The organism is Psychrobacillus glaciei, assembly GCF_008973485.1.
In the GTDB taxonomy this organism is placed as follows: Bacteria; Bacillota; Bacilli; order Bacillales_A; family Planococcaceae; genus Psychrobacillus; species Psychrobacillus glaciei.
The window spans coordinates 2,183,298-2,209,247 of record NZ_CP031223.1 but is presented as its reverse complement, the minus strand read 5'-3'; the positions used below and the strand labels follow the sequence as shown (position 1 = coordinate 2,209,247).

General features: G+C 34.3%; 27 protein-coding genes. 25 read left to right on the top strand and 2 right to left on the bottom strand.

Annotation, left to right across the window (positions count from 1 at the left end; all coding sequences use genetic code 11):
* Positions 1-48: 48 nt before the first annotated feature.
* The 10 genes from PB01_RS10265 (at position 49) to PB01_RS10220 (ending at position 11,086) form a co-directional block, all read left to right on the top strand.
* The gene (locus PB01_RS10265) at positions 49-1,398 is read left to right on the top strand and encodes an allantoinase (RefSeq protein WP_151700123.1); all 1,350 of its coding nucleotides are present in this window, start codon (positions 49-51) and stop codon (positions 1,396-1,398) included.
* 162 nt (positions 1,399-1,560) lie between these two features.
* Positions 1,561-2,826: an allantoate deiminase gene (gene allC / locus PB01_RS10260; protein ID WP_151700122.1), complete on the top strand. Its 1,266-nt coding sequence runs from the start codon at positions 1,561-1,563 to the stop codon at positions 2,824-2,826.
* A gap of 22 nt (positions 2,827-2,848) precedes the next feature.
* Positions 2,849-3,613, top strand: a complete 765-nt coding sequence (gene allE / locus PB01_RS10255) for a (S)-ureidoglycine aminohydrolase (RefSeq protein ID WP_151700121.1) — start codon at positions 2,849-2,851, stop codon at positions 3,611-3,613.
* Positions 3,614-3,845: 232 nt separating this feature from the next.
* The gene (locus PB01_RS10250; RefSeq protein WP_225986001.1) at positions 3,846-4,232 is read left to right on the top strand and encodes a cupin domain-containing protein; all 387 of its coding nucleotides are present in this window, start codon (positions 3,846-3,848) and stop codon (positions 4,230-4,232) included.
* Between the two features lie 27 nt (positions 4,233-4,259).
* The gene (locus tag PB01_RS10245) at positions 4,260-5,573 is read left to right on the top strand and encodes a uracil/xanthine transporter (protein ID WP_225986000.1); all 1,314 of its coding nucleotides are present in this window, start codon (positions 4,260-4,262) and stop codon (positions 5,571-5,573) included.
* A 120-nt stretch (positions 5,574-5,693) separates the two neighbouring features.
* Complete coding sequence (locus tag PB01_RS10240) at positions 5,694-7,877, top strand: malate synthase G (protein ID WP_151700120.1); 2,184 nt, start codon at positions 5,694-5,696, stop codon at positions 7,875-7,877.
* Positions 7,878-8,771: 894 nt separating this feature from the next.
* Positions 8,772-8,999, top strand: coding sequence for a hypothetical protein (locus PB01_RS10235; protein ID WP_151700119.1), 228 nt, complete (start codon positions 8,772-8,774; stop codon positions 8,997-8,999).
* Positions 9,000-9,047: 48 nt separating this feature from the next.
* Positions 9,048-9,950: a hypothetical protein gene (locus PB01_RS10230; RefSeq protein WP_151700118.1), complete on the top strand. Its 903-nt coding sequence runs from the start codon at positions 9,048-9,050 to the stop codon at positions 9,948-9,950.
* A gap of 25 nt (positions 9,951-9,975) precedes the next feature.
* Positions 9,976-10,623: a hypothetical protein gene (locus PB01_RS10225; RefSeq protein WP_151700117.1), complete on the top strand. Its 648-nt coding sequence runs from the start codon at positions 9,976-9,978 to the stop codon at positions 10,621-10,623.
* 142 nt (positions 10,624-10,765) lie between these two features.
* Positions 10,766-11,086 (top strand): hypothetical protein, encoded by a 321-nt coding sequence (locus PB01_RS10220; RefSeq protein ID WP_151700116.1) that lies wholly within the window; start codon positions 10,766-10,768, stop codon positions 11,084-11,086.
* Between the two features lie 13 nt (positions 11,087-11,099).
* On the opposite strand, the gene PB01_RS10215 is transcribed toward PB01_RS10220, so the two are convergent.
* Complete coding sequence (locus tag PB01_RS10215; RefSeq protein ID WP_151700115.1) at positions 11,100-11,738, bottom strand: cupin domain-containing protein; 639 nt, start codon at positions 11,736-11,738, stop codon at positions 11,100-11,102.
* A 106-nt stretch (positions 11,739-11,844) separates the two neighbouring features.
* Here PB01_RS10215 and PB01_RS10210 point away from each other — a divergent pair, with 106 nt between their 5' ends.
* The 12 genes from PB01_RS10210 to PB01_RS10150 all read left to right on the top strand — a co-directional run bounded on the left by PB01_RS10210 (position 11,845) and on the right by PB01_RS10150 (position 21,329).
* The gene (locus tag PB01_RS10210) at positions 11,845-12,627 is read left to right on the top strand and encodes an aminoglycoside phosphotransferase family protein (protein ID WP_151700114.1); all 783 of its coding nucleotides are present in this window, start codon (positions 11,845-11,847) and stop codon (positions 12,625-12,627) included.
* Positions 12,628-12,662: 35 nt separating this feature from the next.
* The gene (locus tag PB01_RS10205; RefSeq protein WP_192797334.1) at positions 12,663-13,001 is read left to right on the top strand and encodes a zinc ribbon domain-containing protein; all 339 of its coding nucleotides are present in this window, start codon (positions 12,663-12,665) and stop codon (positions 12,999-13,001) included.
* A gap of 29 nt (positions 13,002-13,030) precedes the next feature.
* Positions 13,031-13,573, top strand: coding sequence for an NUDIX hydrolase (locus PB01_RS10200; RefSeq protein ID WP_151700112.1), 543 nt, complete (start codon positions 13,031-13,033; stop codon positions 13,571-13,573).
* 27 nt (positions 13,574-13,600) lie between these two features.
* Positions 13,601-15,148, top strand: coding sequence for a peptidase MA family metallohydrolase (locus PB01_RS10195; protein WP_192797333.1), 1,548 nt, complete (start codon positions 13,601-13,603; stop codon positions 15,146-15,148).
* 648 nt (positions 15,149-15,796) lie between these two features.
* The gene (locus PB01_RS10190) at positions 15,797-16,372 is read left to right on the top strand and encodes a histidine phosphatase family protein (protein ID WP_151700110.1); all 576 of its coding nucleotides are present in this window, start codon (positions 15,797-15,799) and stop codon (positions 16,370-16,372) included.
* Between the two features lie 1,206 nt (positions 16,373-17,578).
* Positions 17,579-17,857 carry an alpha/beta fold hydrolase gene (locus PB01_RS10180; RefSeq protein WP_151700108.1) on the top strand — a complete coding sequence of 93 codons (279 nt, stop codon included), beginning with the start codon at positions 17,579-17,581 and terminating at the stop codon, positions 17,855-17,857.
* Positions 17,858-17,860: 3 nt separating this feature from the next.
* A complete protein-coding gene (locus tag PB01_RS10175) occupies positions 17,861-18,466 on the top strand; it encodes an alpha/beta fold hydrolase (protein ID WP_151700107.1) in 606 nt (201 codons plus the stop codon).
* A 26-nt stretch (positions 18,467-18,492) separates the two neighbouring features.
* A complete protein-coding gene (locus PB01_RS10170; RefSeq protein ID WP_151700106.1) occupies positions 18,493-18,960 on the top strand; it encodes a GNAT family N-acetyltransferase in 468 nt (155 codons plus the stop codon).
* 15 nt (positions 18,961-18,975) lie between these two features.
* Positions 18,976-19,179, top strand: coding sequence for a DUF6366 family protein (locus tag PB01_RS10165; protein WP_151700105.1), 204 nt, complete (start codon positions 18,976-18,978; stop codon positions 19,177-19,179).
* 64 nt (positions 19,180-19,243) lie between these two features.
* Entirely contained in the window at positions 19,244-19,711 is a 468-nt protein-coding gene (locus PB01_RS10160; RefSeq protein WP_151700104.1) for a GNAT family N-acetyltransferase, read from the top strand.
* A 306-nt stretch (positions 19,712-20,017) separates the two neighbouring features.
* Positions 20,018-20,812, top strand: a complete 795-nt coding sequence (locus tag PB01_RS10155) for a class I SAM-dependent methyltransferase (protein ID WP_151700103.1) — start codon at positions 20,018-20,020, stop codon at positions 20,810-20,812.
* Positions 20,813-20,915: 103 nt separating this feature from the next.
* Positions 20,916-21,329: a GNAT family N-acetyltransferase gene (locus tag PB01_RS10150; RefSeq protein WP_225986265.1), complete on the top strand. Its 414-nt coding sequence runs from the start codon at positions 20,916-20,918 to the stop codon at positions 21,327-21,329.
* Between the two features lie 315 nt (positions 21,330-21,644).
* Here PB01_RS10150 and PB01_RS10145 read toward each other — a convergent pair whose 3' ends face one another.
* Positions 21,645-22,208, bottom strand: coding sequence for a histidine phosphatase family protein (locus PB01_RS10145; protein WP_151700102.1), 564 nt, complete (start codon positions 22,206-22,208; stop codon positions 21,645-21,647).
* Between the two features lie 281 nt (positions 22,209-22,489).
* On the opposite strand from PB01_RS10145, the gene istA reads away from it, so the two are divergent.
* From istA to PB01_RS10130, 3 genes are all read left to right on the top strand, one after another.
* Positions 22,490-24,037, top strand: a complete 1,548-nt coding sequence (gene istA, locus PB01_RS10140; RefSeq protein ID WP_225986247.1) for an IS21 family transposase — start codon at positions 22,490-22,492, stop codon at positions 24,035-24,037.
* Positions 24,034-24,780, top strand: a complete 747-nt coding sequence (gene istB, locus PB01_RS10135) for an IS21-like element helper ATPase IstB (protein ID WP_151698978.1) — start codon at positions 24,034-24,036, stop codon at positions 24,778-24,780. The genes istA and istB overlap by 4 nt, the downstream gene beginning before the upstream one ends.
* A 170-nt stretch (positions 24,781-24,950) precedes the next feature.
* Positions 24,951-25,808: a tetratricopeptide repeat protein gene (locus PB01_RS10130; protein ID WP_151700101.1), complete on the top strand. Its 858-nt coding sequence runs from the start codon at positions 24,951-24,953 to the stop codon at positions 25,806-25,808.
* Positions 25,809-25,950 lie beyond the last annotated feature (142 nt).

Below are 25,950 nucleotides of genomic sequence, written 5' to 3'. Positions count from 1 at the left end.
TTGTTAGTTAATAGTTTATGAGAGCTAATATCAAAGGGGGAACTGCTTATGGCTATGTATGATCTAATTATTAGAAATGGAAATATTGTCACTGCAGATTCGATTGTTCAAGGTGATATAGCTATTTCAGATGGAAAGATAAAAGAGATTTCTGTAGGGAAAACACTTGAAGCTACTGCGAATAAAGAAATTAAGGCTGATGGAAAGCATATCCTGCCAGGAATAATCGATACTCATGTTCACTTTAATGAGCCGGGCAGAACGGAATGGGAAGGTATTGAAACTGGGAGTAGAAGTTTAGCAGCGGGAGGAGTAACGACTTACTTTGATATGCCTTTAAATAGTACACCTCCAACTATTAATAAGGAAAATTTAGAGTTAAAGCGTGCTGCTTCCGAAGAAAAGGCGGTTGTAAATTATCGTTTTTGGGGTGGGCTAGTTCCAGAAAATATTAAGGATATCAAAGAGTTACATGAAAATGGTGTCATTGGATTTAAAGCTTTCATGTCTCCGAGTGGGATTACAGATTTTAATCATGTTGATGATATTACTATCTTTAAAGGGATGTCTGAAATTGCTTCTATTGGCTCTCTCTTAGCTGTTCACGCAGAGAGTACGGTTATTTGTGATCAGCTAGCTGAAGAGAAACAAAGTCAAAATAAAAGATCTGCCAAGGATTTTGTAGAATCTAGACCCATTATTTCAGAAATTGAAGCGGTAAGAAGGATTATATCTTATGCTGAAGCAACAGGCTGTAGGATTCACATTGTTCATGCTAGCAGTCGAAAAGTAGTAAAAGAAATTAGTGAAGCAAAACTACGAGGTGTAGATATTACAGTTGAAACATGCCCCCATTATTTATCTTTAACTATAAAAGACTTGGAGGAGAAAGGAGGAGTGGCAAAATGCTGTCCGCCACTTCGAGATAAAAATGAAATAGAAGATTTATGGTTGGCCGTTGCAAAAGGTGAAATTGATGTCATTGCTTCCGACCATTCGCCAGCACCTCCATCAATGAAGGAAGTAGTTAACGGTGACTACTTTAAAGCCTGGGGAGGTATTTCAGGGGCGCAATCTACTCTGAATGTTATGTTAACAGAGGGATATTTTAATCGATCACTACCACTGGAAAAAATTGTTGAATTATTGGCTACAAATCCAGCTAAGCGTTTTGGACTTTATCCTCATAAAGGTTCTATTTTGGTAGACAGTGATGCTGATTTAACCCTCATTGATCTAAACGAAAGCTTCGTGTTGGAAGAAAAAGACTTGTTCTACCGCCACAAACAATCACCCTATGTAGGAAGAACATTTAAAGGGATGGTAACAACAACCATTGTTAACGGAAATTTGGTCTTTGATAATGGATATATTACAACTCCTGAAAAAATTAGATGAGTGAATTATCACAATTAAACAAGTAACGATAGAGTTTTTGTTTAATTGTGATAATGATTAATTATTTGAAAACCCTTAAAATATAAGATAGAAGCTTAAGAGATTCTTATTTTAGTAACTCATACTCGAGAAAGTATTATTGAGATAAGGGAGATGAAAGAAATGCAAGATTTAATCAATAGTAAAGGAATGCTAGACTTGGAGAATTTGGCAGAAGAGATCTCCGCCAGACTCGAGTGGTTAGGCGAATTTGGAAGAGACCCGTCAGGAGGAATTACTCGGTTACTCTATTCAAAAGCATGGAGTGAAGCCCAGGACGCTCTGAAAGACTGGATGGAAGAAGAAGGTTTGGAAGTACAATTCGACGAAATTGGAAATCTTAGCGGAATAGTAAAAGGTAATGATACAACTAAAACGATTCTTACTGGTTCACATATTGACACAGTTACAAATGGAGGATTATATGACGGACAATTTGGAATAGTGGCAAGTGTTCTTGCGGTAAATTATTTAAAGAAACATTATGGACAGCCGTTACGAAATCTCGAAGTTGTGTCCTTAGCAGAAGAGGAAGGAAGTCGTTTCCCTTATGCTTTCTGGGGTTCCCAGAATATAGTTGGTACTGCAAACCGGAAAGATGTAGAGTTAATTTCGGACTTTAATGGAGTTCCATTCGTAAAAGCAATGAATGAAGCAGGTTTTGCTTTCAAAGACGAATCAAAAGCACCTCGTTCGGATTTGATAGCTTTCGTGGAAGTACATGTTGAACAAGGCAATGTTCTAGAGACCGAAAAGAAATCTGTAGGAGTTGTACATAGCATTGTCGGGCAAAGGCGTTATACGATTGAAGTAATAGGAGAAGCGAACCATGCAGGCACTACACCAATGGGATACCGTAAAGATGCTGTTTATGCAGCTAGTCATATGATTTATGAGTTAATTCGTTTGGCTAAGCAACTAGGTGATCCGTTAGTAATGACGGTAGGTAAAATAGAGGTCAATCCAAATATTGTAAATGTTATACCTGGTAAAGTTATTTTCACTGTAGATATACGTCATATTGACAAAAATGCAATCATTCAGTTTACGGAGATACTTACTACAAATATAAAAAAATATTCAAAAGAACATGAAGTAGAAACAACCATAAATATGTGGCTAGATGCCGATCCTGTACCAATGGATTCGAGGATTGTAGAAATCATAGAGCGTCAATGTGTTAAAAATAACTTAAATTATAAACTAATGCATAGCGGAGCAGGACATGATGCCCAAATTTTCGCCAAAACTGTTCCGACTGCAATGTTGTTTGTTCCAAGCAGAGATGGTATTAGTCATAATCCATCAGAATATACAGATCCTGCAGATCTAGTTGAAGGGGTTAAAGCACTGATAACTACTCTTTATGACTTAGCATATAAAAATTAAAGATAAAAAGGGAGTTTTAATAATGGGTTATCCTAAAGATTTATTAGCAAGCAGATCAATCATAGAACATGGTAAATATGCATTAATTGCACCAGAAGGTTTAGTAAATAATGTTATTCCAGGATTTGAGAATTGTATTATTTCTATTTTGGGCTCACCTAAACTTGGAGCAAGCTTTGTCGATTATGTTGTAACAATGAAAATAGGAGGAAGGAATAGCGATGGATTTGGCGGTCAAGTGGATGTAGAGACATTCGTTTATGTTATTGAAGGTGAAATTAAAGCTTCTGCAGGCGACCAAGAATTTGTTCTAAATGAGAGCGGCTATTTATACTGTCCCCCTGGAACGAAAATGTATTTAGAAAATCTGAAAGATACGGAATCTAAACTATTTCTATATAAACAGAAATATCGTCCATTAAAAGGCAGAAAACCATGGGTAGTTTCAAATCATGCAAATAAGATAGAATATCAAATTTATGATGGAATGCACAATGTTCATCTGAAAGATCTTTTACCTACAGATATAGACTTTGATATGAACTTCCACATTCTTTCATTTGATCCTGCGGCAAGTCATCCGTTTATTGAAACACATGTGCAAGAACATGGAGCATATTTATTGACTGGGGAAGGAATGTATAATCTAGACAACAAATGGGTTCCGGTAAAGAAGGGCGATTATATTTTCATGGGTCCATACGTGCATCAAGCAGCTTATGCAATCGGGAGAGAAAATTTAACATATGTCTACTCTAAAGATTGTAATCGTGATGTTGAATTATAAGAAGGTTGCTCAAATGAAAGATTCAAGCAAGGGTGGCGTTAAGTGGATGAAACATAGCTTGACGCCTTCTGTTTTATGTTGAAATAGACTTCATCTTACAGAATAGAACATATATGTATATTGAATATTCAACAGATATTTTCGTCGTAGGATTCCCTGATTTTGTATGAATTCTGAGAGTGCCAGAGGGAATCAGAGAGTATTATGTTTAATAAAAAAGGAGCGATTTGGATTGGGAAAAAAAGCAACTTTGACAAGCCTAGATGAAATAATGAAGGAAAGAGTTTTTGAAATTGACAAAATAGCAAAGTTTGACCTAAATGAACCACAGAAAAACTATTTCTATGAGACAGACAAAACAGTTGGAGCGATTTGGTGTCTTGAACCAGGACAGGAAGTTTATATACACTCCCACTCAAATGTTGATGATATGTGGGTATGTATGGAGGGGGAAGGAACTTATTTTCCTGACCTAGAGAATGAAATCCCGATAAAACAAGGGATGGTATTATTGGCGAAGCCTAACCAAATTCATGGGATGCGCAATACAGGAAATAGTCGATTTATGTTTGTTGGATTTGCTGCGGGTTCATTACCAATGGATATAACAAAATATTAGGATACTGACTAGATTTCGGAGGCTCTGATGATTAACATGATAAAGCAAGAGGCTACTGTTACAACATTGGCCTCATTTCAGTGGCTATTTTTTATATTTGCTAACACACTTGTCGTTCCGATTTCTGTTGGAGCTGCGTTCCAGCTTCCGACGGAAATAATCGAAATGATCATCAGATACTCCTTTATTTTCACTGGGCTGGCTTGTATTCTACAAGCATGGGTTGGACACCGTTTTCCATTAATGGAGGGTCATTCTGGGCTTATGTGGGGATTGTTATTAAATATGGGCATATCCGCCTCTGCACTCGGCCTAGATTTTGCGACTGTCGGAGGTGGTATTGCAACAGGGATTATTCTGGCGGGAGCTGTAACGGTTCTGGTTGCACTATTTAATCTCATTTCTATAGTTCAGAAAATAGTAACGCCAATGGTGATAAGTGTTTATATATTCTTATTAACATTCCATCTTATTTTTATTTTCTTCAAAGGGATGCTTAAAATATGCGAAAATGGAACTATCGATTTATCTGTTAGTTTATTTTCCATTGGTGTTGTTATATTCGTAAGTCTTTTAAAAATAAAAGGCGGAAAAGGAATGGGGAATTTCTCCATTCTAATTGGTATAATCGTAGGATGGGTTTTATACCGAATCATTTTCCCAACAGATCTTCCAATCTCAAGCTCTGGAAGCATATCATTCACCATTTTTCCGTTTGGGGCTCCAAACTTGGAGTATGGAATTATTTTCGTAACATTCGTAGCAGGTATATTGAATTTAACGAATTCTTTTGCGTCCATTAAGGCTACTGCTGAATTATATAAGGAAGAGGTAAAAGATAATCAATATAGGAGATCCATTTTTGTTACGGGTTCTTTTGGATTAATCTCTGCGATTTTTGGCTTAGTACCTTTTACGCCATTCACTTCTACAATTGGGTTTTTAGAAAGCACAAATTTATTAAAAAGAGCGCCATTCATTATTAGTGGCTTCATGTTTATGTCACTCGGATTTATTCCATCATTTGTGGGCTTTTTAGGAACTATGCCGTTAACAGTTGGAAATGCTGTTTTATTTGTTGCTTACCTTCAATTGTTTGGAACTTCGTTAAACAGTTTAAAAGGAACCTTGTTCAACTCTATAACAATTTTCCGCATAGCAGGCCCAGTGCTAATTGGAGTCAGTATTATGAATATCCCGCCAGCACTATTCGGTAGTGTTCCAGTCCTTTTGCAACCACTAATTACAAATGGTCTCATTGTAGGTGTATTTATATCAATTTTTATGGAGAAATTAATTAATTGGGATAAATTTGAAGTTAATTTAGATATGGGAAAATAGAAAAATCACATGAAATATAAGACTTCCATTAACAAGAACAGACAATTACTTTTGTGATTGTTATTCATATGTTGATTTATTAACAGCAGTTATTTTCAAAACTTAAGGAGGATGTAACGCATGCAAAAATATATTAAGGTCGGGAATCTTCAAGTTTCAGAACTATTTTATGATTTTATAAATTTAGAGGCGATACCTGGTCTAGAGATAGATCAAGCTAATTTCTGGTCCGGTTTCGACGCACTTATTCATGAATTATCTCCGGCAAATAAACAATTATTAGATGAACGTATGCAATTGCAAATGTCGATTAATAAGTGGCATAGAGAGCATAAAGAGACATTCAAATTTGACCAGTATAAATCTTTCTTGCAAGAAATTGGCTATCTAGAGCCAAGGGCAGAAGATTTTAAAATTTCGACTAGAAATGTAGATCGTGAAGTAGCTACACAGGCTGGACCACAGTTAGTTGTACCGCTGGATAATGCTCGTTATGCTTTAAATGCGGCAAATGCGCGTTGGGGCAGCCTTTATGATGCATTATACGGAACAGATGTGATTAGTAATGAAGATGGAGCGGAAGCAGGAAAAGGCTACAATCCAGTACGCGGTGCCAAAGTGATTGCTTTCGCAAAAAAATTCCTTGATGAAGCTGTAGCATTAGTCGATGTTTCACATACAGAGGTTGAAAAATATGAAATTGTTGATGGGAAATTATGTGCCACACTTAGTAATGGCATAAAAACAGAACTAAAAAATGAGTTGAATTTCTCAGGTTTTCAGGGATTACCTGATGCTCCAACGGCCATTTTGCTAGCAAATAACGGGTTGCATATTGAAATCCAAATTGACCGAGATCATCGAATTGGAAAAGAAGACTTGGCAGGTGTTAAAGACGTATATTTAGAAGCAGCACTTTCGACCCTTATGGATTGTGAGGATTCTATCGCTGCAGTTGATGCAGAAGATAAAGTACATGTTTATCGCAATTGGCTGGGGTTAATGAAAGGTAACCTAACTTCTTCTTTTGAAAGAGGAAATAATACTTTCACGCGTACATTAAATCCTGATCGAACTTACACTTCTCCGAATGGTGAAACGGTTACTTTACCTGGACGTTCACTTATGTTCGTTCGAAATGTAGGGCATTTAATGACTAACAGTGCAATTTTAGATAAAAATGAAGAAGAAGTTCCAGAAGGCATTATGGATGGCGTACTTACAGCACTAATAGCGAAACACAATTTGAAAGAAGATGTACCTTTTAAAAACTCTAATCACAACTCTATCTATATTGTAAAACCAAAAATGCATGGATCTAAAGAGGTAGCATTTGCAAACAGATTATTCAATCGCATAGAAGATATATTAGACTTACCTCGCTACACGATCAAAATCGGTGTAATGGATGAGGAACGCCGCACATCTCTTAACTTAAAAGCATGTATCTTTGAGGTAAAAGAAAGAATTGCGTTCATTAACACTGGATTTCTTGACCGAACGGGTGATGAAATTCATACATCAATGGAAGCAGGAGCCGTGATTCGTAAAAATGATATGAAAAACGCAACTTGGTTAAAATCATATGAAACGTCTAACGTGGTTGTCGGGATTGATTGTGGACTACCAGGTCATGCTCAAATCGGTAAGGGAATGTGGGCAATGCCTGATCTAATGTCGGCAATGTTAGAACAAAAAGTTGCCCACCCGAAAGCAGGAGCAAATACTGCGTGGGTACCTTCACCAACAGCTGCAACATTACATGCTTTACATTACCATCAAATAGATGTAAATGAAGTACAAAAGGAAATTTCAAGCTCACAGGATCTTCAAGATGATATATTACAACTACCACTAGCTGAAAATATGAACTGGTCAGCAGAAGAAATTCAACAAGAGCTTGATAACAATACACAAGGTATTTTTGGATATGTTGTACGTTGGATTGATCAAGGAGTTGGTTGTTCCAAAGTACCAGATATTAATAATATTGATTTGATGGAGGACCGTGCAACATTACGGATTTCTAGTCAACACATTGCTAACTGGTTACATCAAGGAATTTGTACGGAAGAGCAAGTTTTAGAAACGATGAAACGCATGGCGCAAATCGTTGATGAGCAGAATGCCGAAGATCCATTATATCGTTCAATGGCACCAAACTTCACTGATTCGGTTGCGTTCTCGGCAGCTTGCGACCTCGTATTCAATGGTTGTAAACAGCCTAATGGGTACACTGAGCCAATCTTACACAATCGTCGAATCGAAGCAAAAGCTAAAAGTGGCACAGTTGTGACGCGATGATAGGAGAATTATTTTAACATTTAATCACATGTGTTGATTAATTGAAAATATCCAGTAATTTACTAGGTAATTTAGTGATAAAACATGGCACAGGTATATTGTAGCCTTTGGATTGCTTTGGACTGAACGATTACTGCACCATTACCCAGATTGCTGAATGCGGAAGGTTGTGACTTTGTCGCATTCCTCCGCATTTTTTACGTTAATTGTGTGGTAGTTATTCATCTGTCGCTCTCCGCAAGTACAAATAAGCCAAGTGCCAAAGCTTTTGGGAATTAAATAAGATCCACTTTCCTATTCATAGAAGAAGCAGCCAAAGATGCAATTTTGGCTGCTTAGCCCTTCTCTAAAGTGTTTCCACTTTTTCGATATGAAAGAAAGTATCATTTTTTTACACAGTATCTCCATATGAGTCGTAATTCTTTGCAATAATAAACAAGGAACGCATTGTAAAGAAGTGTAGACTTCTCGAAATTGCATCTTCGGGAACTTGCAACCTCTGTAGAACGACAGCTATTCTCTCATTCTCCCACTAAGCATTTTTCTCATGAGCGTTTTAGGGAAGCTACGGACAAATATTCACCAATCCCTTTTCAACGCTTATGATGTGGAGATCCTTTCGTCAAAGCGAACCGAAAACGTATAAGTGCAAATGGAGACTTTTATGCTTTTCTTACAATTATTTTATGTGAGAAAGTGGTTAATCAACAGCCGTGGCTTACTAATAGAAGATGACAGTTAACATAAATAGTTCATATACATAACTACAAGATATCCTGCCTATAGCTCTAATATGGTCAGTAACAAAATTACTATTTTAGGTAAAGTAATCCAATGAAAAGTGAAACCATTGCCCAAGCTGTTCCGTAGAAGTTATCACGAGGAGTGAGAAAAATGAAAAAATATTTTATATTTATATTAATATTTGCTTTATTGCTTTTGGCGTTTCAAGTATTCTCAGGTTTGCTACTCACAATGTTTTATACTCCCGATTTTTATTTACAAAAAACGTCTTCAGATTCAGCAACTATTTTTGGTAGAAGCACCACGTTGTATTTAACAGGAACAATACTCATCGCTTCATTCGCTTATTTTTCATCTCAAAAGCTATTGAAAAACTAGATCGATGAAGTTGCAATACTTAATTTTTATATAAGGGGAGTTTATAAAATGAAAATTCAAATACAGCCATTACAAGAACAAATAGATCTTTGGATTGAAAAATATGTACCGGAAGAAGATTTATTTTTCTTGCGAGAAGAGGACTTACTAAATTTGGAAGATTATTTACATGAAATATTAGTCATTCCTAAAGCTGAATTTTTCAATCATGCCTCCTACTCACAGATTCAGTTAGTAAATAGTTACGAGTATTGGAGAATTTCTAATGATATTCAGTACGTTATTGTAGCTCAACCTGATTGGATAACAAATCTTAATCTGGAAGTTAAATTAGCTCTGTTCCATATTCAAGTAGAAATGGGCAGAGGTTTAATACTTCCGCTTTCATTATTCTCAATACCAGATGAAGTTCCTATAGAATATCTTGTGAAACAGAAGGGAGAGCAATATGTTGTTCTTCAAAATGATATGTGGAAAAGGTTGTCCGTTTCAAACAAGAAGAATGCGATTCAAGCATACGCTCTTGAATGGGATAGTTGGGACAGCTCAGAAGTTCCAGTTAATATTCCTGCTCATTTGAAGAAATATGCGAATTCTTTTTCAACTGAAGCTGGTGCCAACTGTTTAGCTGCAACCATTTATGCAGTTAGTAATCATTTGAAGAGAAATGATTGGATGATTCACGAATGGGTGCACCAAGGTACTTTTATAATAGGTCTTAAAAATGCCCGCTATTCCATAATAGAAGAAGAAGCATTACAAGAAGGTGATGTAGTTACATGGATAAATGATGGAGGCATGATTCAACATGCAGCCTATCACATAGGTGAGCATTTATTTTTCAATAAAAACGGTCAAACCTTCTTCAATCCATGGAAAATCATACACTGGAAAGAATTAAACGAAGAGTGGAATGCTTATACATACCGCATTTATCGTAAAGTCATTTGAAGTTGAATAAGGGGGAGGGTTATGCTTGAAGAAGAAAGTTATCATTATGGCGATGATAGGAGTATCGATTATATTATTCAGTTGTGAGAATACTAGTGTGAATGGAAATAATGAAACATTAAACGAAGATCAATTATTAATAGAAGCGCAAGAAGCTCAAATCAAAAAATTAGAAAAAGAAAATGATGAATTGTTAACCAAGTTGAATTCAACTCAAATAAACCTGAAATATGCAGGAGAACAAATAACTTACTTTCAACAATTCAGTCTAGATGCATTAGATTATTTAAGTGATAAAGAATTAGTTGTATTGGCAAAAAAACAATTGGAATACACTTTAGAAGTAAACGGTCAAATAATGCCTAAGGATGGGAAAATAGAGATTCAAGAAAATAATATTGAGATTTCTTTATCTGAAAGACAACCTGCTAATAATGCTCTACCAGTTGAAATATATAGCAAAGGTGAAATTAGTGGAAGATATGAAAAACATATGCAAGACTTTAATCCAAACCCAACAGTAACAAATTGGAGGGATGGGACAGTTGTAACTGCGATTCAGTATCAGTATTTAGAAGTTAATAGTGGTACAACTATTTCCTTTTCAATTACTGATGAGTTAAAAGAAAGATTAGGATTAGACACAACTCAGATTTCCATTGTGAAAAAATAATTATTGTAGATGAAAAGGGGTCTTATAAATTAATTATTTTTGGAAGTTAAATATTGTTAGTGCTATATATGCGTTTTTTCTTTTTGCTTCATTTGAACTTCAACTTAACTTTTATCGAATTTTGCGATTAAGTGGATGGGAAGTGAGTTCAATAAGTCTAATAACCGCAGTATTACATATTTTTGGATTTTTATTATTAACTATACTAGTTTATATGTTTGATAAAAAGTGGATGCAAGATAAAAAGTCAAAGTATTGGTCATCTATTCTTTGGCTTCCATATTTAATCATCTTTCTCTTTATTTTTGCAACACTTTTTCCAATAACATATAGAGGAGATGTCCCTTCACCAGCATCTGGACTTATTATTTTTGGTCAACTCATTATTTATCCATTTTATTTGTCCTGTATTTATTTTATTAGGTCTGCCATCGAAGGTGCTACAGAAGAAGAAGTAGCGTAATGAGTAGTCTATATTAATTAGATGGGTTGTTATAGGGATCAAATTCTTGAATTGTATAGCCTGGATTACCGTACTGATTTAAGCTATTTGCATAATTTTGCGAATTACTATCTCCAGTTTGGTTCCAGTTCTTCGGTGGACCGATATAAGTCGAAGGCATAACTGGAGCAATCGCTTTTTTCCATTGACTTTTTTCCATGCCATAGGTGTACGCCATAATACTTGACGGGGTTAATTTCAAAATATCGGAACCTAGAATGACTTCTGGTGTTGGCGCATTGAAAATGGCTAATATATGTGTACGATCCTCGGTAGCCATTTGATAATGCCACCAACCTTGAGGGACGTTCGCCACTTGGCCAGGTGTAATCGCATAGTTTTGAAATTGTTTTGTAAATGGGTTCAGTATGGATACAGTTATTGCACCAGAAATACAATACACTAACTCTGCAGCATTTGGGTGGTAATGTGGTTCTATAATATTGTCTGCACTAAGAAAAATATCTAATAAAGATGTATTTTCCAATGTATTTAATTGTTGAACCCCTAAAACATTCATAAAGTTATAGTTATCTTTTTTAAAGAATGGACTTTTATTTACATCAAAGGTGAACTGGGTGGATGGTGAAGTGTAGTCAATAGAAGAATCCATAACTCAACCTGCCTCTTAACAATTGTAATGTGTTGGTTTGCACATTCATTGCATGATATGTATTCACTTATTTTTATGTACCAAAACGATTTAAAAGGAGTCTGTTATGAACAAATCATTTAACCCAGTCATTCTGGAACAGTTTGGAGCAATTATAGGTAAAGTACATTCTTTTTCATTTCCTAAAAGACAAGGTGCTACATCAGAAGTGATTTTTTTACATACGGATAATGGTCAGTTTGTTTGTAAAGTTGCACAAACATCTCTGTACAGGGAATGGCTATTAGAGGAAGCGAGGATAATGAAGCATTGGAATGAGGAAACAAACTTACCTATTCCAACTTTCTATCAATTTGTTGAAAATAATGATGAGAGTTATTTACTAATGAGTCTAGAAAATGGAATTCCACTAAGGGAAGCGCTTCTAAAAGTAGAATCAGATAAAGAAAGATATGATCTTCTCGAATGTTTCGGCGCGCTTTTAAAGCAATTGCATGAAACAAAACCGCCAACATCGTGGGTTACAAAAGAATCTTGGCTGGATGAACAATTGGAAAAAGCTACATATAACTTACAAAACTACGATGTAGATGGGGATCAACCATTACTGGATAATTTGAAAAGGCATAAACCTGTTCCGTTCGAGCAAACGTTGATCCATGGTGACTGCACCATAGATAATATTCTTGTTTCAAATGGAAGAGTACGCACGTTTATTGATTTAGCTGGTTCAGCATTTGGAGACCCCCGGTATGATATTGCTTTAGCCATCCGATCTATTCGAAACAATGAAAAGATGTTAAATGCATTTTATAAAGGATATGGACTTCGAACAATAACAAAAGAAGAATTTGATTATTTTGATGGTGGACTATACGAGTTTTTCTAAACCTTAACTTATATTGATAATTCGGAGGTATGAGAATGAAATTTATCGGTCCATTTATCTTCTTGATTGGTATTGCAGGGTTGGCCTTTTACTTCTACGATTTATTTACTTCGACCTCATCGGAAGGACCAGAATATTTCTGGGTAGGTTTTGTTGCAATGCCTGTCATATTTGTTGGGGTTATCCTAACAGCGTTTGCTTATCGAGCTAATATAACAAAATTAGACGAAGATCTTTTAAGAAATAAAATGAGAGTTGTAGGTCAAGGATTAAAAGAGGGACTCTCGGATTCTGGTCATTATTGTTCTAATTGTGGGCATCCATCTGAACTAGATGCAAAGTATTGTTCGGAATGTGGAAAAGAGCTTCATTAGAAAACAAAGATAATAGAGGGGATAAATAGATGAACAGTTGGAAAACAATAAATTCAAGTTATGTCTTTAAAACTCCATTCGGAAATTTACGGAAAGATGATTGTGAGCTTCCAAATGGGCAAATAATAGAGAATTATTATGTCAATGAATACGCAGATTGGGTAAATGCCATCGTTCTCACAAAAGAGAAGCAGATTGTACTCGTCAAACAGTATAGATATGCAGCACAAGATTTCTTTTTAGAGATTCCAGCAGGTAAGCCTGAGGGAAATGAATCCTATGAGAATGCTATATTAAGAGAAGTAAGAGAAGAAACAGGCTTTATTACGGAAAAGGAACCTATCTTATTAGGTGAGTTTTATGTCAATCCTGCAACACAAACGAATAAAGTAATCACATTTTTAATTGTAGATGCATATAAAGCGTTTGAGCAAGAATTAGATCCTACAGAATTTATTGATGTGCATTTGGTCGATTTAAATGATATAGAATGCATGATTGCTAACGGAGAGATAAACCAGTTATTTACCGTAAGTGCTTACTATATGTCTAAATCTTATCTAAATAAATGATGAATGACATATGAACTGGAGAACACTATGAAAACATTTTTGAAATTAGTAGCTACATTGATTTTATTTATCTTCCTATATATCACAAGCTACGTACTATTATTTAATCTATCTTTGAAAAACGGTATTATATTAGGTATTGTTTTATTTACTCTGAATGCTGTTATTTTCTTTGTATGTATATATGGGCTGGTGAAAGGTAAGATATTAAAGTGGAAGCTCTATAATAGAATGGAAGTGGGGGGCCAACTATTAGGTACCCTGTTCTTAGCTTTGCTCATTATTCTATTTACCATAACAAATACTGCTATGGAAAACACCTTAGAAAATCCAACTTTTAGTGAGAAAACACATCATATATTTAATTTATTTACTTATCCATCTACTCAGAAAGATGTTATAAAACAGAAAAGACAAGGAATTACATATGTGTTTCATCCGAAAAATAGAGATACTGTTGATAAGTTTGAAGCTTTGCTTTTGGAAAAGAAACCATTTATGGATAAACTTTTTGGAAGCGAACTAAAAGACCATTTAACTATAGAAATTTATAATGATCCTACCAGTCTCCAAGCAGACTCAAATATTAATGATGTTACTGGTTATTATGATTATTTTAACAAGTCTATTCATGTACTTAAAATAAATACAGATCCTAATGATGATTGGAAGGAAAATCTAATACATGAATATACACATTACAGAATTCAGCAGTATTCTAAGACCAACCATCTTGATCAAAGAGCTGAACAAGTCCCTTTATGGTTTAATGAAGGGGTTTGTGTATTAATAGGATATCAGAATAGACAAATAAGTAGTACAACCGAATTAAAAGATATTGCTGATTTTCATTTGCTCGACTCGAGTGATAGTTTTCATGCAGCAAGAGAAAATTATAATCCATATCTTCAAAGCTATTTTGCAGTGAAAGCATTAGTTAATGATTATGGGTCAGCGATAATTCCAAAATTACTCCTTTCAAAAACAGTGGATGACTTTTATAAAAACCTTGAACAAGTGACCAGTATAAGTTTAAATGAATTTCAACAAACGTTCTTAAAAAAACTTCAATTGAAAGAGGACGAGGTAACCGAGAAATTTGCTCTAGTTTCAAGTGCAATTTTAGAACATCGATATAATGAAGCAGAAAAATTATTAACTGAAATAACAAACGAAGGCTTTACCGAAGATATTGAATACGCAAATACGCTTTTAGTACAAATCTATTTGGAACAAGGATTGTATGAAAATGCAATAAATTTATTAAATATCGAAATACAAGATAAGGAAAATCGAATGTATTTAGCAAATATAATGCAATTAGCGGAGATTTATCTTTTATTTGATACTGAAAAAGCACTGAAATATTCAGATGTTGTTGAAGTAGAAGCGAAGAAATCGCCGGGATACAATATAGATAGTGCTGTGAATTTTGCAGAAGCGCTTCGTTTAATAAATTCTAACAATCCGGTTCCTGGTTATAAACTACTGCTTGAAGAACACCAAATTTTTAACGAACCAATACTAAATGAGTTGCGCAAAAAGTTAAAAGAAGAATACCCAGAACAATTTTAAGGGAAATGCACTACTTAATAGTATTAAAAGCAAATTAAATGATGTTAGTTATCAATTTAGCCAACTAACAGTTCATGCTACGGAAACTGTAGCAACAATAGAGACAAAAACAGCTTAATTATTGGAAAAATCCCATTTGCATGAAATGGAACTTAATAGAATTAAACAAAAAATTTAACTTCAAGCATCCTATTGGGTGCTTTTTCTTTTGCCTCAAAGAAAACTTTCTAGAATTGTAATCTAAAGGTTCCAGTGAAGGCTAAGATTCATCTATTTATTTGAAGAGGAACCGAATCGGAAGATAGTGTGTTCAAAACGCAAAATATTTATAGTACGCAACATTTAAGTTGGAATAGGTTTGTTCTTACAATATTTCCATCGGTCATAAGAAGTTTATTACAAAAGTAAGGTTGGAATTAGTGTATAATATTGGTAAGTTTTAATCTGATCAATTGAGGAGGTAATTCGAAATGTCCTTTATTATAGGCTTGCTGATTACCTTATTTGTTTTTATGCTATTTTCTATAAGTAGAATTGAAAAACTATTGTAAAACAAAACGATTGTGTAACAGAACTTCTTTCAGAAATTAAAGATAAAAAGTAACGATTTTTTTGATGAGCAAAAAATAAAGTAGTAGGTGAAAAAACATGACAAAAGTAGGGTTAGTAAGGCATGGAATTACAGAATGGAATGAACTTAGTAGAGCACAAGGGATTTCTGATATCCCTTTAAATCGAGTTGGTATAAAACAAGCCCAAGCATTGGCGGAGAGGCTTTCTCTAGAGGAGAAATGGGATGTCATCATTTCAAGTGATTTATCACGTGCAAAAGAAACTGCACAAATAATCGCAAATAAGTTTAATACGTCTATTTCTATTTATGACCAGAGAATTCGTGAAATTAATTGTGGGGAAATAGAAGGAACAACTGAAGAAGAACGACTTCAAAAATGGGGAAGTAATTGGAGAGAAATAGATTTAGGTATGGAGAAATTTGAAAAAGTGGCTAAAAGGGGTTCCGAATTTTTAGAAGAAGCGGTGATTACATATAAAGACAAGCGAATACTCGTAGTAAGCCATGGTGCATTAATAGGACTTACTTTACAACAATTGCTTCCCGAAATGTTTCCAACGACATACATTGAAAATACATCCGTAACCATTCTAGAAAACATACGGTCAAAGTGGAGTTGTGATCTTTATAATTGTACAAAACATTTTTGAGAGTACTTAGTTCATAAAGTTGGAGGGATTAGTTTGAGAATAATTTTAGAATTAATTCGACTTATTTTGTTACTCGGTATTTTGGGTGCTTTCATGGGGGGGATAGTAAATAATATTTACGGATTTTTCAGAGTTGATTTAGGTAATTCTTATTTAGGTCTTCTACCAGGTTTATCGATTTTTATAGTGTTTTCCGTGCTCTATAGAAATAAGCTACAATTCTCTGGATATTACAAAGGAGACGGACGAATAAAATTGTTTAAAAGAGTGAGTATCTCGCTGGTTTCTTGTTCCTTAATTCTTTTAATAGTTGCACCATTACTTCACTGAAATCCAATTTTAAATATTTAAAAAATTTACAAAAAAACTCCTGAGTTTACTTCTTAGAGAGTTTATTTTTTTGTCGTAATTATTATCTCTCTAATTACGCATTCCTTAAACACCACGCTCCAGGTAACGATTTAATGTAGGGATAATCTTCTTTGCAAAAAAAGGTTTTTCTACATAAGTTGAAGAATATTATAAATATAACTAGGTTTAAGAAAAACATACAATCGGGCTTATAAGTGGATAAAATGACATAAGTGATTTTGAAAAGGGGGTAATTCGTTGTTGGACAGAAATTTTTCTAATAAATAACTTAGATTGTTTACTTTGTATTTAACGTTAATTGCTATTTTCATTGCAGCAATTTCATTTTTTCTAGATTTTTATCCGGGTGGTTATTCACTTCAATACGAAAATCAAGACAAAATAACTCTAGTCAAAAAATTTTTTTTACAAAAAGAGAAATTTGTCATCGAAGCCACAACAGAAAATGAACTTAAAGTTGCATTATTAAAACATGAGGTAAATTTTGTGAAATCATTATGGTTTATGAGTCTATGCGTATTTCTAATTTTTATAAATTCATTAGCTTTGTATTACCATCTGAAATATAAACAAGCGTTTTTATTAGTTTTGACATTTTTTATATTACTAATTCCAATAGATACTTATGTCTTTATCTAGAGTTTGAATTTTATTGAAAAATTATTAATGGGGTTAATCACAATGTAGAAATACTGTTCCTTCCTTTGGTAAAGGTTTAGTAAAAAGAGGGTTTTTAACGAAGAAAATACGGTAGTTTTTATTGTAATAGTACCATTTATTTTGAATTACTAATGCATAATATTTCACATTATTAATATTAAAGAAGGAGTACATATGAAAACTGAAAATGGTGAATACCACGTAGTTATCAATGAAATCCAACACTGGATAAAAATTGAAGGGAAAGAAAATAATACGATCCCATTAATTATTATTCATGGTGGTCCAGGAGGAAACCTATATACTTTTGAACGAACTGTTGGTCCATATCTTGCTAAGGAAAGAACAGTTGTATATTACGAACAGCGTGGATGCGGAAGAAGTGAAAAACCTAACTCGGATAATGCATATTCAATTCATGAATTAATAGATGACTTCAAGAAAATTCTTTAATGGATGGATATCAAGAAAGTTGATTTATTAGGATACTCATTTGGTGGGGAACTAGCACTTGAATTTAGTTATGCACTTCCAACTATTATTAACAAAATAGTGCTATCTGGGCCAAGCTTAATAGCTTTAAAGACGCAATATATGATACAAATAGCTGGTTTCGTCTCGATTGCAGAATCTTCCTTAGTAAATAAAATAGAAGAAATACTTGGTGAAAATACTTCGATAGAAAATAAATATAAAGCGGTTTGGGAAATTGTAGATAGTAATACAGTTGACCGATTATTCTTTGTAGATCAAGATATTGCTAGAAATTACAGAGAGTTGGCAAAGGAAAGCAATTTGCATAATACAGGTCTGATGCTTGAAGCGTTACAGGAAATTCCAGTAGAAACACCTTTATTTGAAAGACTTCAAAGTATTCCACATAAAACATTACTTATTACTGGAGTTCATGATAGAAATACAGGGATTCCTATCTCTACTATTATTAATAGAAATCTTGCAAACAGTGAATGGAAATTGTTTAACCACAGTGCTCATTTCCCCGAATTAGAGGAAACGAATAAGTTTGTTGGAGAAGTATTGCATTTTTTGAAAAATTCTTAAACCTAATAGAAAAAGAGGGGGAAATAATGAATATTAGGCTCGCTGAAAGAAAAGACATTAACCAGTTGATTCAAATGAGATGGGATTTCACATTAGAAGACTATCAAACTAAAATATTTGATGAGAGCGATTTCGAAGCATTTAAATTAGAGTGTCATGACTTTTTAGTGAAGGCTCTCGATAGTGAAACCTGGTTTATTTGGGTTGCAGAGGAAAACTCAAAAATCGTATCTCATATCTACATAGAATTAATACAAAAAGTACCACGTCCTGGAAGGATAACTAATCCATTTGCATTTATGACAAATGTCTATACAGTCGAGGGCTTTAGAAACAAGGGAATAGGAAGTAAATTGATCACAACGATAAATGAATGGGTAGAGAGGAAGAAGTATGAATTTATCATTGTTTGGCCAAGTGATGATAGCATTGATTATTATAAGCGAAATGGATATAAGCATTGTAAAGAACCTATGGAGTTTTTTTCTTCATAAAAAGGAGGTTTTCAGATGAATACAGACAAGGAAACACCTGAAAATAGAAGAGAAAGATTAAGATTAGAAGAATTGAAAAGGAATCCAATTGGGAATTTAAATGATGCTTTTAATCGAGCAAGTAGTGGTAGTTTTATGGATATGGGTTGGAAAAGTACAGGGTTACTTATTCTTGTATTAATCGTCGGTTTTATTATTGTATCAATCTTTTTCAAGTGAAACAGTTTGTTCTTGGGAGCTTCAAAAAAATGGATGGATCACATTACTAATAGGAGGTGTAAAGTTGGAAATTAGTATTGAACATATGAGTGAGCAGATAGCAAAAAAAATACTTGGTTGGAAATACGAGCAACCATATGATTTCTATAATAATGAATTGACAGATGAATCTATTAAAGAATTACTAGATGGTTTTTACTATGCGCTTGTTATTGATAAACAAACATTGTTAGGATTTTTTTGCATTGGGGAATCTGCGCAAGTTCCAGTTGGAAACCAATTTGGTGTCTATTCAGATGACTGCGTGGATATTGGGTTAGGTATGAATCCGAAACTGGTAGGTCAAGGTAACGGTTTTGAATTTTGCTCATTTATTTTAAGTCATATAGAAAACAACCATTCTGGTATACCCATTAGATTAACTGTAGCGAAGTTTAATGAACGAGCTATTCATTTATATGAAAAACTTGGATTTGTTAGGAAAAATGAATTTACAACAGATTTTTCGGGTTTTATTGTGATGGTTAAATAATGCTTTTTCCCTGAAAGTAAGAGACATGTTTCACTATCTTTGATATTTCCAATTATCACTCCGATATATATTGTCTATATAATTATAGAGGTCATTGAATTCTTTTAATAGTGAATTATAAATTAGTTGGAACTTTAGCAATACTGGAATCTTGCTGAAGGAATAAAAATAGTAGGTGAATATAATATATGAAAAGAGCTAAAGGAAAAGTCGATTAGTAATTAATCTAATGAAATGGAAAATAGACAGTCCAACATCACGTTAACTAGCTACAATCATTTCTAGAATTTAGGAGGGAATTATTTATTGGCAAATTACGGTGAGGATCTATTCAAGGGTGCAGCATTATATTATTCACGATATAGGCCAATATATCCTGCTTCCTTGATAAGGTTTTTAATAACTAGATTTAATTTGGATGGAAGTGGCCAAATGTTAGATTTAGGCTGCGGAGATGGTAGATTAGCTTTAAGATTAACTGATTGGTTTGAAAAAATAGTTGGAGTTGACATGGAACCTGAGATGATTCAACTAGCACAAACTCTTAGCAGAGAATATCGGATTGAAAATACAGAGCGGTTTATTGGGGATGTTGAAAAATATAAAAGCAAATTCAAGGATGAGTTCAGAATGGTCACTATTGCCAAGGCTTTTCACTGGATGGATAGACCAGTCGTTCTAGATCATTTATATGAAATGATTTCTGATGGAGGTGGTATAGCTATTATAGACAATTTTTCTCCAACTGGAGTTCTCTTGCCATGGCAAAAGAAAGTGAGAGATGTAGTAGACCATTGGTACGGAAATGAAAGAAGAGCTGGTAATACGATTTATTCCCATCCAGAAATCACACATCAGGAAATAATAGCAAATTCAAAATTCGATTTAGAAGTTCATCAAATTCCACCCTATGAACTATATTGGACAATCAATTCTATAATCGGGAATCACTATTCGACTTCTTATGGTTCTAAACGCTTTCTTGGAGAAAATGTTACTTCATTTGAAGAGCATTTAAAAGAAGAACTATTGGCCATTGATCCAACTGGTGTGTTTATAGAAGAAATTAATACATCGGTAAAATTAGCTTTTAAAAAATAGGGTGTAAGTTCTAGGGGGGATGCAGTTGTTTGAAATTAGATACATAAAAAATAATGAAAAGAGTTTTTTAATGGAGATGCTTTAAGAGTCAATTCACTAAGAAATAGCGAAAAAACCACCACTAGATGAACTACTATATACAGATGAATTAAAGAAATACCACCAAAACTGGGGTCGAAAAGGTGATAAAGCGTTAATAGCGGTTGATAATGCAGGAACCCCTGTAGGTGCAGTATGGTATAGATTATTTCGCAGGGAAGAACGTGGGTATGGCTACGTGAACGATGATACGCCAGAATTAGGAATTGCTATTAAAAAAGAAGTAAGGGGAAAGGGATTAGGTACTAAATTAATGCATTCAATAATCGGAGAAGCGAGAAGTAATAGCTTTAAAGCATTATCATTAAGTGTTGATGGTAATAATACGAATACTATAGAACTCTACCGTACCTTAGGTTTTGAAGAGGTAGGGAGAGAAGGAACTTCAATCACTATGTTGTTAAAAATAACGAGATAGCTCTAGTTCAATAAGAAAACATTCAAAAGGACTTCAAACTTTGAATCCTATTTTCTCTATAAATAATATTATCAACAGTATTACTTCATTGAGACAAGAGAGATTATTGGGAGGCTTAGTTACATATATCATCGCAATTCATTTTTTACCTTTTCCGCCAATATATAGTATTTTTAATTTATTACAGGAAATGTTGCCCATTTAGTGGAACAACAGAACAAGGCCTTATTCCTTAATAAAGTAAAGCACCGATCATTGCAAGATTTAGCAATCTAAAGATAAAGAGGAATTTATTTTACATTGAGACTATGATATTTACCGTAGTCTCTTAACCTCAACTAATTCCTGTCCATTAAACTCCATTCTATAAATATCAGGTTTTGATGAGCTATGTAAAAAGGTCAAATCATAATTTAAATCATAGTATCCCATCATCAAAGTCATTACTAATCCGTGAGTGCCAATTCCTACTTTTTTCCCTATATAAGTATTTAATATTTCTTCTAAAACTTTTACAGCTCTATTTTGACAATCTGTATTCGTTTCTCCTCCATCTAAAGCGAAATTTGGCTCCAAATACGATTTTTCCAATAAAGGATATAAATCATTATCAGATATTCGCTCGTCTTCAGCCGAAAAAATTCTTTCCTTTAAGTCTTCAAATACTAAAATTTCTTGTCCTATTTGTTTAGCTAACGGCTCCACAGTTAATATTGATCGAGTGTATGGACTTGAGATGACAGTGTTAATCCCTTCATCCTTTAAAACATCAGATATTCTTTGAGCGTCTAATTTTCCTTTTTCAGTTAAGCCTCGTTTTCTTTCATTTCCTTTTTTTGGTGAATCTCCGTGTCTCAGCATATAAATGAAAGTTCTCATAATATCCCCCCGATGAATTTTTAATAAAATCCCAAATTATTTCATAGATTCCCGGCATTAATAATATCAACGAAGAAACAATAAATAAAGTTTCAATAAGGACTATGAATATAACTATTTTATTTTAACGAGAAACATCCTTCGTTAATAAATGGTGTAAACGCTAAAATAAAATGAACAGTTTCTGCTAAATAACATTGAACACTTTCGCTAATCTAATAGATTTTCAGTAAACTAGATATATTCGTTTATTGGGGGTCAGACAAGTGGAGGGAAAATTAGTGCTTTATTTAGAAATTCATCAACTCGCTAAAAGAAATTTAACAGTTTCTCAAATCGCAAATCAGTTTAAAATATCTCGAACGACAGTCTATAAATATTTAGATATGAGCTTTGAAGAGGCTTTACAACAATTTGAAGAATATAAAACAAGGAAGAAGAAATTAGATGTGCATCTGGATTGGATAGTTGCCTGGTTGGAAGAGTATCCACACTTAAGTGCGGCTCAGATTAAAGATTGGTTATTAGAAAAGTTTCCAAATCTAGAGATTGGGGACAGTACGGTTCGATTATATGTCCAAGAAGTGAGAGAGAAATATCAAATTGAAAAGACTGCTCAAATTAGACAGTATGAGGCAATACAACAACAGCCTATGGGGAAACAAATGCAAGTTGACTGGGGAGAAACAAAGCAGAAAACAGTGAGTAAAAGAGAAATAAAACTTTACTTTATCGCATTTGTTTTGGCACATTCACGCCAGAAATACATGGAATGGCAAGATCGTCCTTTTACAACAAGAGATGCGATTCGCTGCCATGAAAATGCCTTTCATTTTTATGGTGGAATGCCAAATGAAATAGTATACGACCAGGATCACTTACTGTCAGTTAGCGAGAACGCTGGTGATTTAATTCTAACTACCGACTTTCAGTCGTATGTTAAAGAACGAAATTTTCGGGTTCATCTATGTCGCAAGGCAGATCCAGAATCAAAAGGAATGATTGAAAATGTTGTCAAATTTATCAAAGGAAACTTCGCAGATAGTCGAGTTTTTAAAGATATTGATGACTGGAATGAACGAGCACTTCAGTGGCTAGAACGTACTGGAAATCACAATGTACATTACACAACGAAAAAAAGACCAGTAGAAGTGTTTCTCCTCGAAAAGCAACACTTACAACCGGTCTCTAGCCTACTTTCAATAGAAAGTATGAATGAGTCAAGTATATCAAGAAATGTAATGAAGGACAACACGGTTAGATTTGAGTCTAATCGATACTCCGTGCCGATAGGTACTTACAAAACAAAAGGAAATAATCAGGTATTCATTGAAATAAAGGGTTCAAATGACAAGCAGTTAATTATCAGAAGTAGTAAGAATCGCGAAGTCATAGCCAAACATATAATCAGCAAGGAAAAAGGTATTCTTATAAAGAATAGAAATCATGGTAGGGATCGTTCTAAAGGTATCGAGGCGTTAAAAAATGGGCTTCTATCAGCATTTGAAAATGAAGAGAAAGCTAAAGTGTACATAGAGAAAGTGCTGGAGAAATACCCGCGTTATCGTCGGGATCATTTAGAAATTTTCCGTTCAGTTTCGATAAATGATTCAACCTGGTTAGATAAGGCACTTGAGAAATGCATCAAAGAAAACATGTATAGCGCGAATGATTTTAAAGACGTTGTACTTTACTTAAAAAAACAATCTCAGCAGGAACCATTAGTTTCTATAGCACACGAGAAACGGCCGATTAATAAAGCCGATATACCAGTAGAAACACGCCCTTTAAGTACTTACACAAGCATTTTAGGAGGCGATGTTTCTTGAATCATACCGTAAAAGAAATTCAGAGCCATTTCAAACAATTACGGTTAGCTGAAACAGCAGAGGAGCTCCCACAGCTCCTTCGCGAAGCTGAAAAATCTTCCTGGACCTATTTGGAATTCCTAGAGGCCATCACCCACTTTGAATTAAAGAAAAGAGAAGCTAAAAGTGTAGAAAGACGATTGAAGTGGGCACGATTCCCTTATCAGAAAACCCTACTGGAATTTAGTATTGAAGCACAAAATTCTTTAAGCGAACGCCAACTTACTCAACTCCAAGAAATAAATTGGCTGGAACAACAGTATAATTTGATCTTATTAGGACCACCAGGAGTAGGGAAAACACACTTAGCCGTAGGCTTAGGCATTGAGGCGATTAATAAAGGGTTTCAAGTGTACTTTGTGACCATGGGAGAATTAATTCAATTACTTAAAACAGAAGAATTTGCACATAAATCACAGGTGCAGATGAAACGATTAAGAGCTTCTGATTTAGTTATTATTGATGATTTAATGTACATGGCAATGGATCAACGTGAGGCAAATCTGTTCTTCCAAATGATCAATCATCTTTATGAACAAAGTTCAATTATCTTAACATCTAATAAGAGTCCAGATCAATGGGGAGAGTTAATGGGAGATGAAGGAATTACTACAGCTATTTTAGATCGCCTTTTACATCGTGTGGAGGTAGTACACATGAATGGAGACAGTTATCGGATGAAAAACCGGCAGAATTTATTTTAGGCAAAAGTGTTCAATCTAAATTAGCAAAAAGTGTTCAATTCTACTTGACGGTTACAATATTAAACGCCAAAGTATAATTTACATACTTCTCGCAGAATGAAGGCATGGTAATAAAGACCAATCTACGCTATGCTAATCATAAAATTATTATTCTATTTGGAGAGTGAAATATGTTAAACTTTGATACGCTTTGGGATTACAATCACCCGGAAGAAACCGAACAGAAATTTATAAGTTTGTTAACGGAGGCAGTGGAATCAGGAAGCAATGAATATTTGACTGAACTTTTGACTCAAATTGCACGTTCTCAAGGATTACAAGCAAAATATGAATTGGCGCATGAGACGCTTGATCGTGCAGAGAGTTTATTAAACAAGGATTTAATTGTGGCTAGAATTAGATATTTTCTGGAAAGAGGTAGAGTTTTTAATTCCTCTTTCAGACCACTAGATGCAGTTCCGCTATTCCTTCAGGCATGGGAATTGGGAATCCAATCTGGTGAGGATGATCATGCTGTTGATGCAGCGCATATGTTGGGAATTGCTGAAGCAACTTCGGAAAAACGAATGGAATGGAATTTAAAGGCGCTAGCGTATGCTGAAAAGCATCCTAAAGCCAGCCGTTGGTTAGGTTCGTTATATAACAACATCGGTTGGGCAAAAGTGGAGAATGGAAATTTGGAAGAAGCACTTGAATTATTTAAGCGTGCGTTGGATTTCCGTAAGGATCAAGGTAACTCAAATTCGGTGTTTATTGCAAAATGGTGTGTAGCCAAGGTGCTGCGTTTACTAGGTCAAGTGGAAGAGTCTTTTGCAATTCAGAAGGAATTACTTGCAGAAACGAAACAAACCACCAATCCGGATGGATATGTATTGGAGGAAATCGCAGAGTGTCTCCTATTACTAAACAGAAACGAGGAAGCAAAACAATACCTTTCTTTATGCTACGATCGCTTAATACTCGATGACTACCTTGTATCAAATAATCCAGAACGCATAGCACGTATTAAGGAATTAGCAGGGAAATAATCATTTAGCCACACAGTTAGGATTAATGCCTATTTTCATTAAAGTATGCGAAGGAATTTGTGAAAAAATGAGTTTTATCAAGAATCACATTATAGTGGCATACTTTATATTTCCAAAAGAGTTTAAGGGTTAAAAAAAATTG

Coding starts and splice junctions, on each gene's coding strand:
- PB01_RS10265 (WP_151700123.1), top strand. CDS start 49: ATGGCTATGTATGATCTAATTATTAGAAATGGAAATATTGTCACTGCA.
- allC (WP_151700122.1), top strand. CDS start 1,561: ATGCAAGATTTAATCAATAGTAAAGGAATGCTAGACTTGGAGAATTTG.
- allE (WP_151700121.1), top strand. CDS start 2,849: ATGGGTTATCCTAAAGATTTATTAGCAAGCAGATCAATCATAGAACAT.
- PB01_RS10245 (WP_225986000.1), top strand. CDS start 4,260: ATGATTAACATGATAAAGCAAGAGGCTACTGTTACAACATTGGCCTCA.
- PB01_RS10240 (WP_151700120.1), top strand. CDS start 5,694: ATGCAAAAATATATTAAGGTCGGGAATCTTCAAGTTTCAGAACTATTT.
- PB01_RS10235 (WP_151700119.1), top strand. CDS start 8,772: ATGAAAAAATATTTTATATTTATATTAATATTTGCTTTATTGCTTTTG.
- PB01_RS10230 (WP_151700118.1), top strand. CDS start 9,048: ATGAAAATTCAAATACAGCCATTACAAGAACAAATAGATCTTTGGATT.
- PB01_RS10215 (WP_151700115.1), bottom strand. CDS start 11,738: ATGGATTCTTCTATTGACTACACTTCACCATCCACCCAGTTCACCTTT.
- PB01_RS10210 (WP_151700114.1), top strand. CDS start 11,845: ATGAACAAATCATTTAACCCAGTCATTCTGGAACAGTTTGGAGCAATT.
- PB01_RS10205 (WP_192797334.1), top strand. CDS start 12,663: ATGAAATTTATCGGTCCATTTATCTTCTTGATTGGTATTGCAGGGTTG.
- PB01_RS10200 (WP_151700112.1), top strand. CDS start 13,031: ATGAACAGTTGGAAAACAATAAATTCAAGTTATGTCTTTAAAACTCCA.
- PB01_RS10195 (WP_192797333.1), top strand. CDS start 13,601: ATGAAAACATTTTTGAAATTAGTAGCTACATTGATTTTATTTATCTTC.
- PB01_RS10190 (WP_151700110.1), top strand. CDS start 15,797: ATGACAAAAGTAGGGTTAGTAAGGCATGGAATTACAGAATGGAATGAA.
- PB01_RS10180 (WP_151700108.1), top strand. CDS start 17,579: ATGAAAACTGAAAATGGTGAATACCACGTAGTTATCAATGAAATCCAA.
- PB01_RS10175 (WP_151700107.1), top strand. CDS start 17,861: ATGGATATCAAGAAAGTTGATTTATTAGGATACTCATTTGGTGGGGAA.
- PB01_RS10170 (WP_151700106.1), top strand. CDS start 18,493: ATGAATATTAGGCTCGCTGAAAGAAAAGACATTAACCAGTTGATTCAA.
- PB01_RS10165 (WP_151700105.1), top strand. CDS start 18,976: ATGAATACAGACAAGGAAACACCTGAAAATAGAAGAGAAAGATTAAGA.
- PB01_RS10145 (WP_151700102.1), bottom strand. CDS start 22,208: ATGAGAACTTTCATTTATATGCTGAGACACGGAGATTCACCAAAAAAA.
- PB01_RS10130 (WP_151700101.1), top strand. CDS start 24,951: ATGTTAAACTTTGATACGCTTTGGGATTACAATCACCCGGAAGAAACC.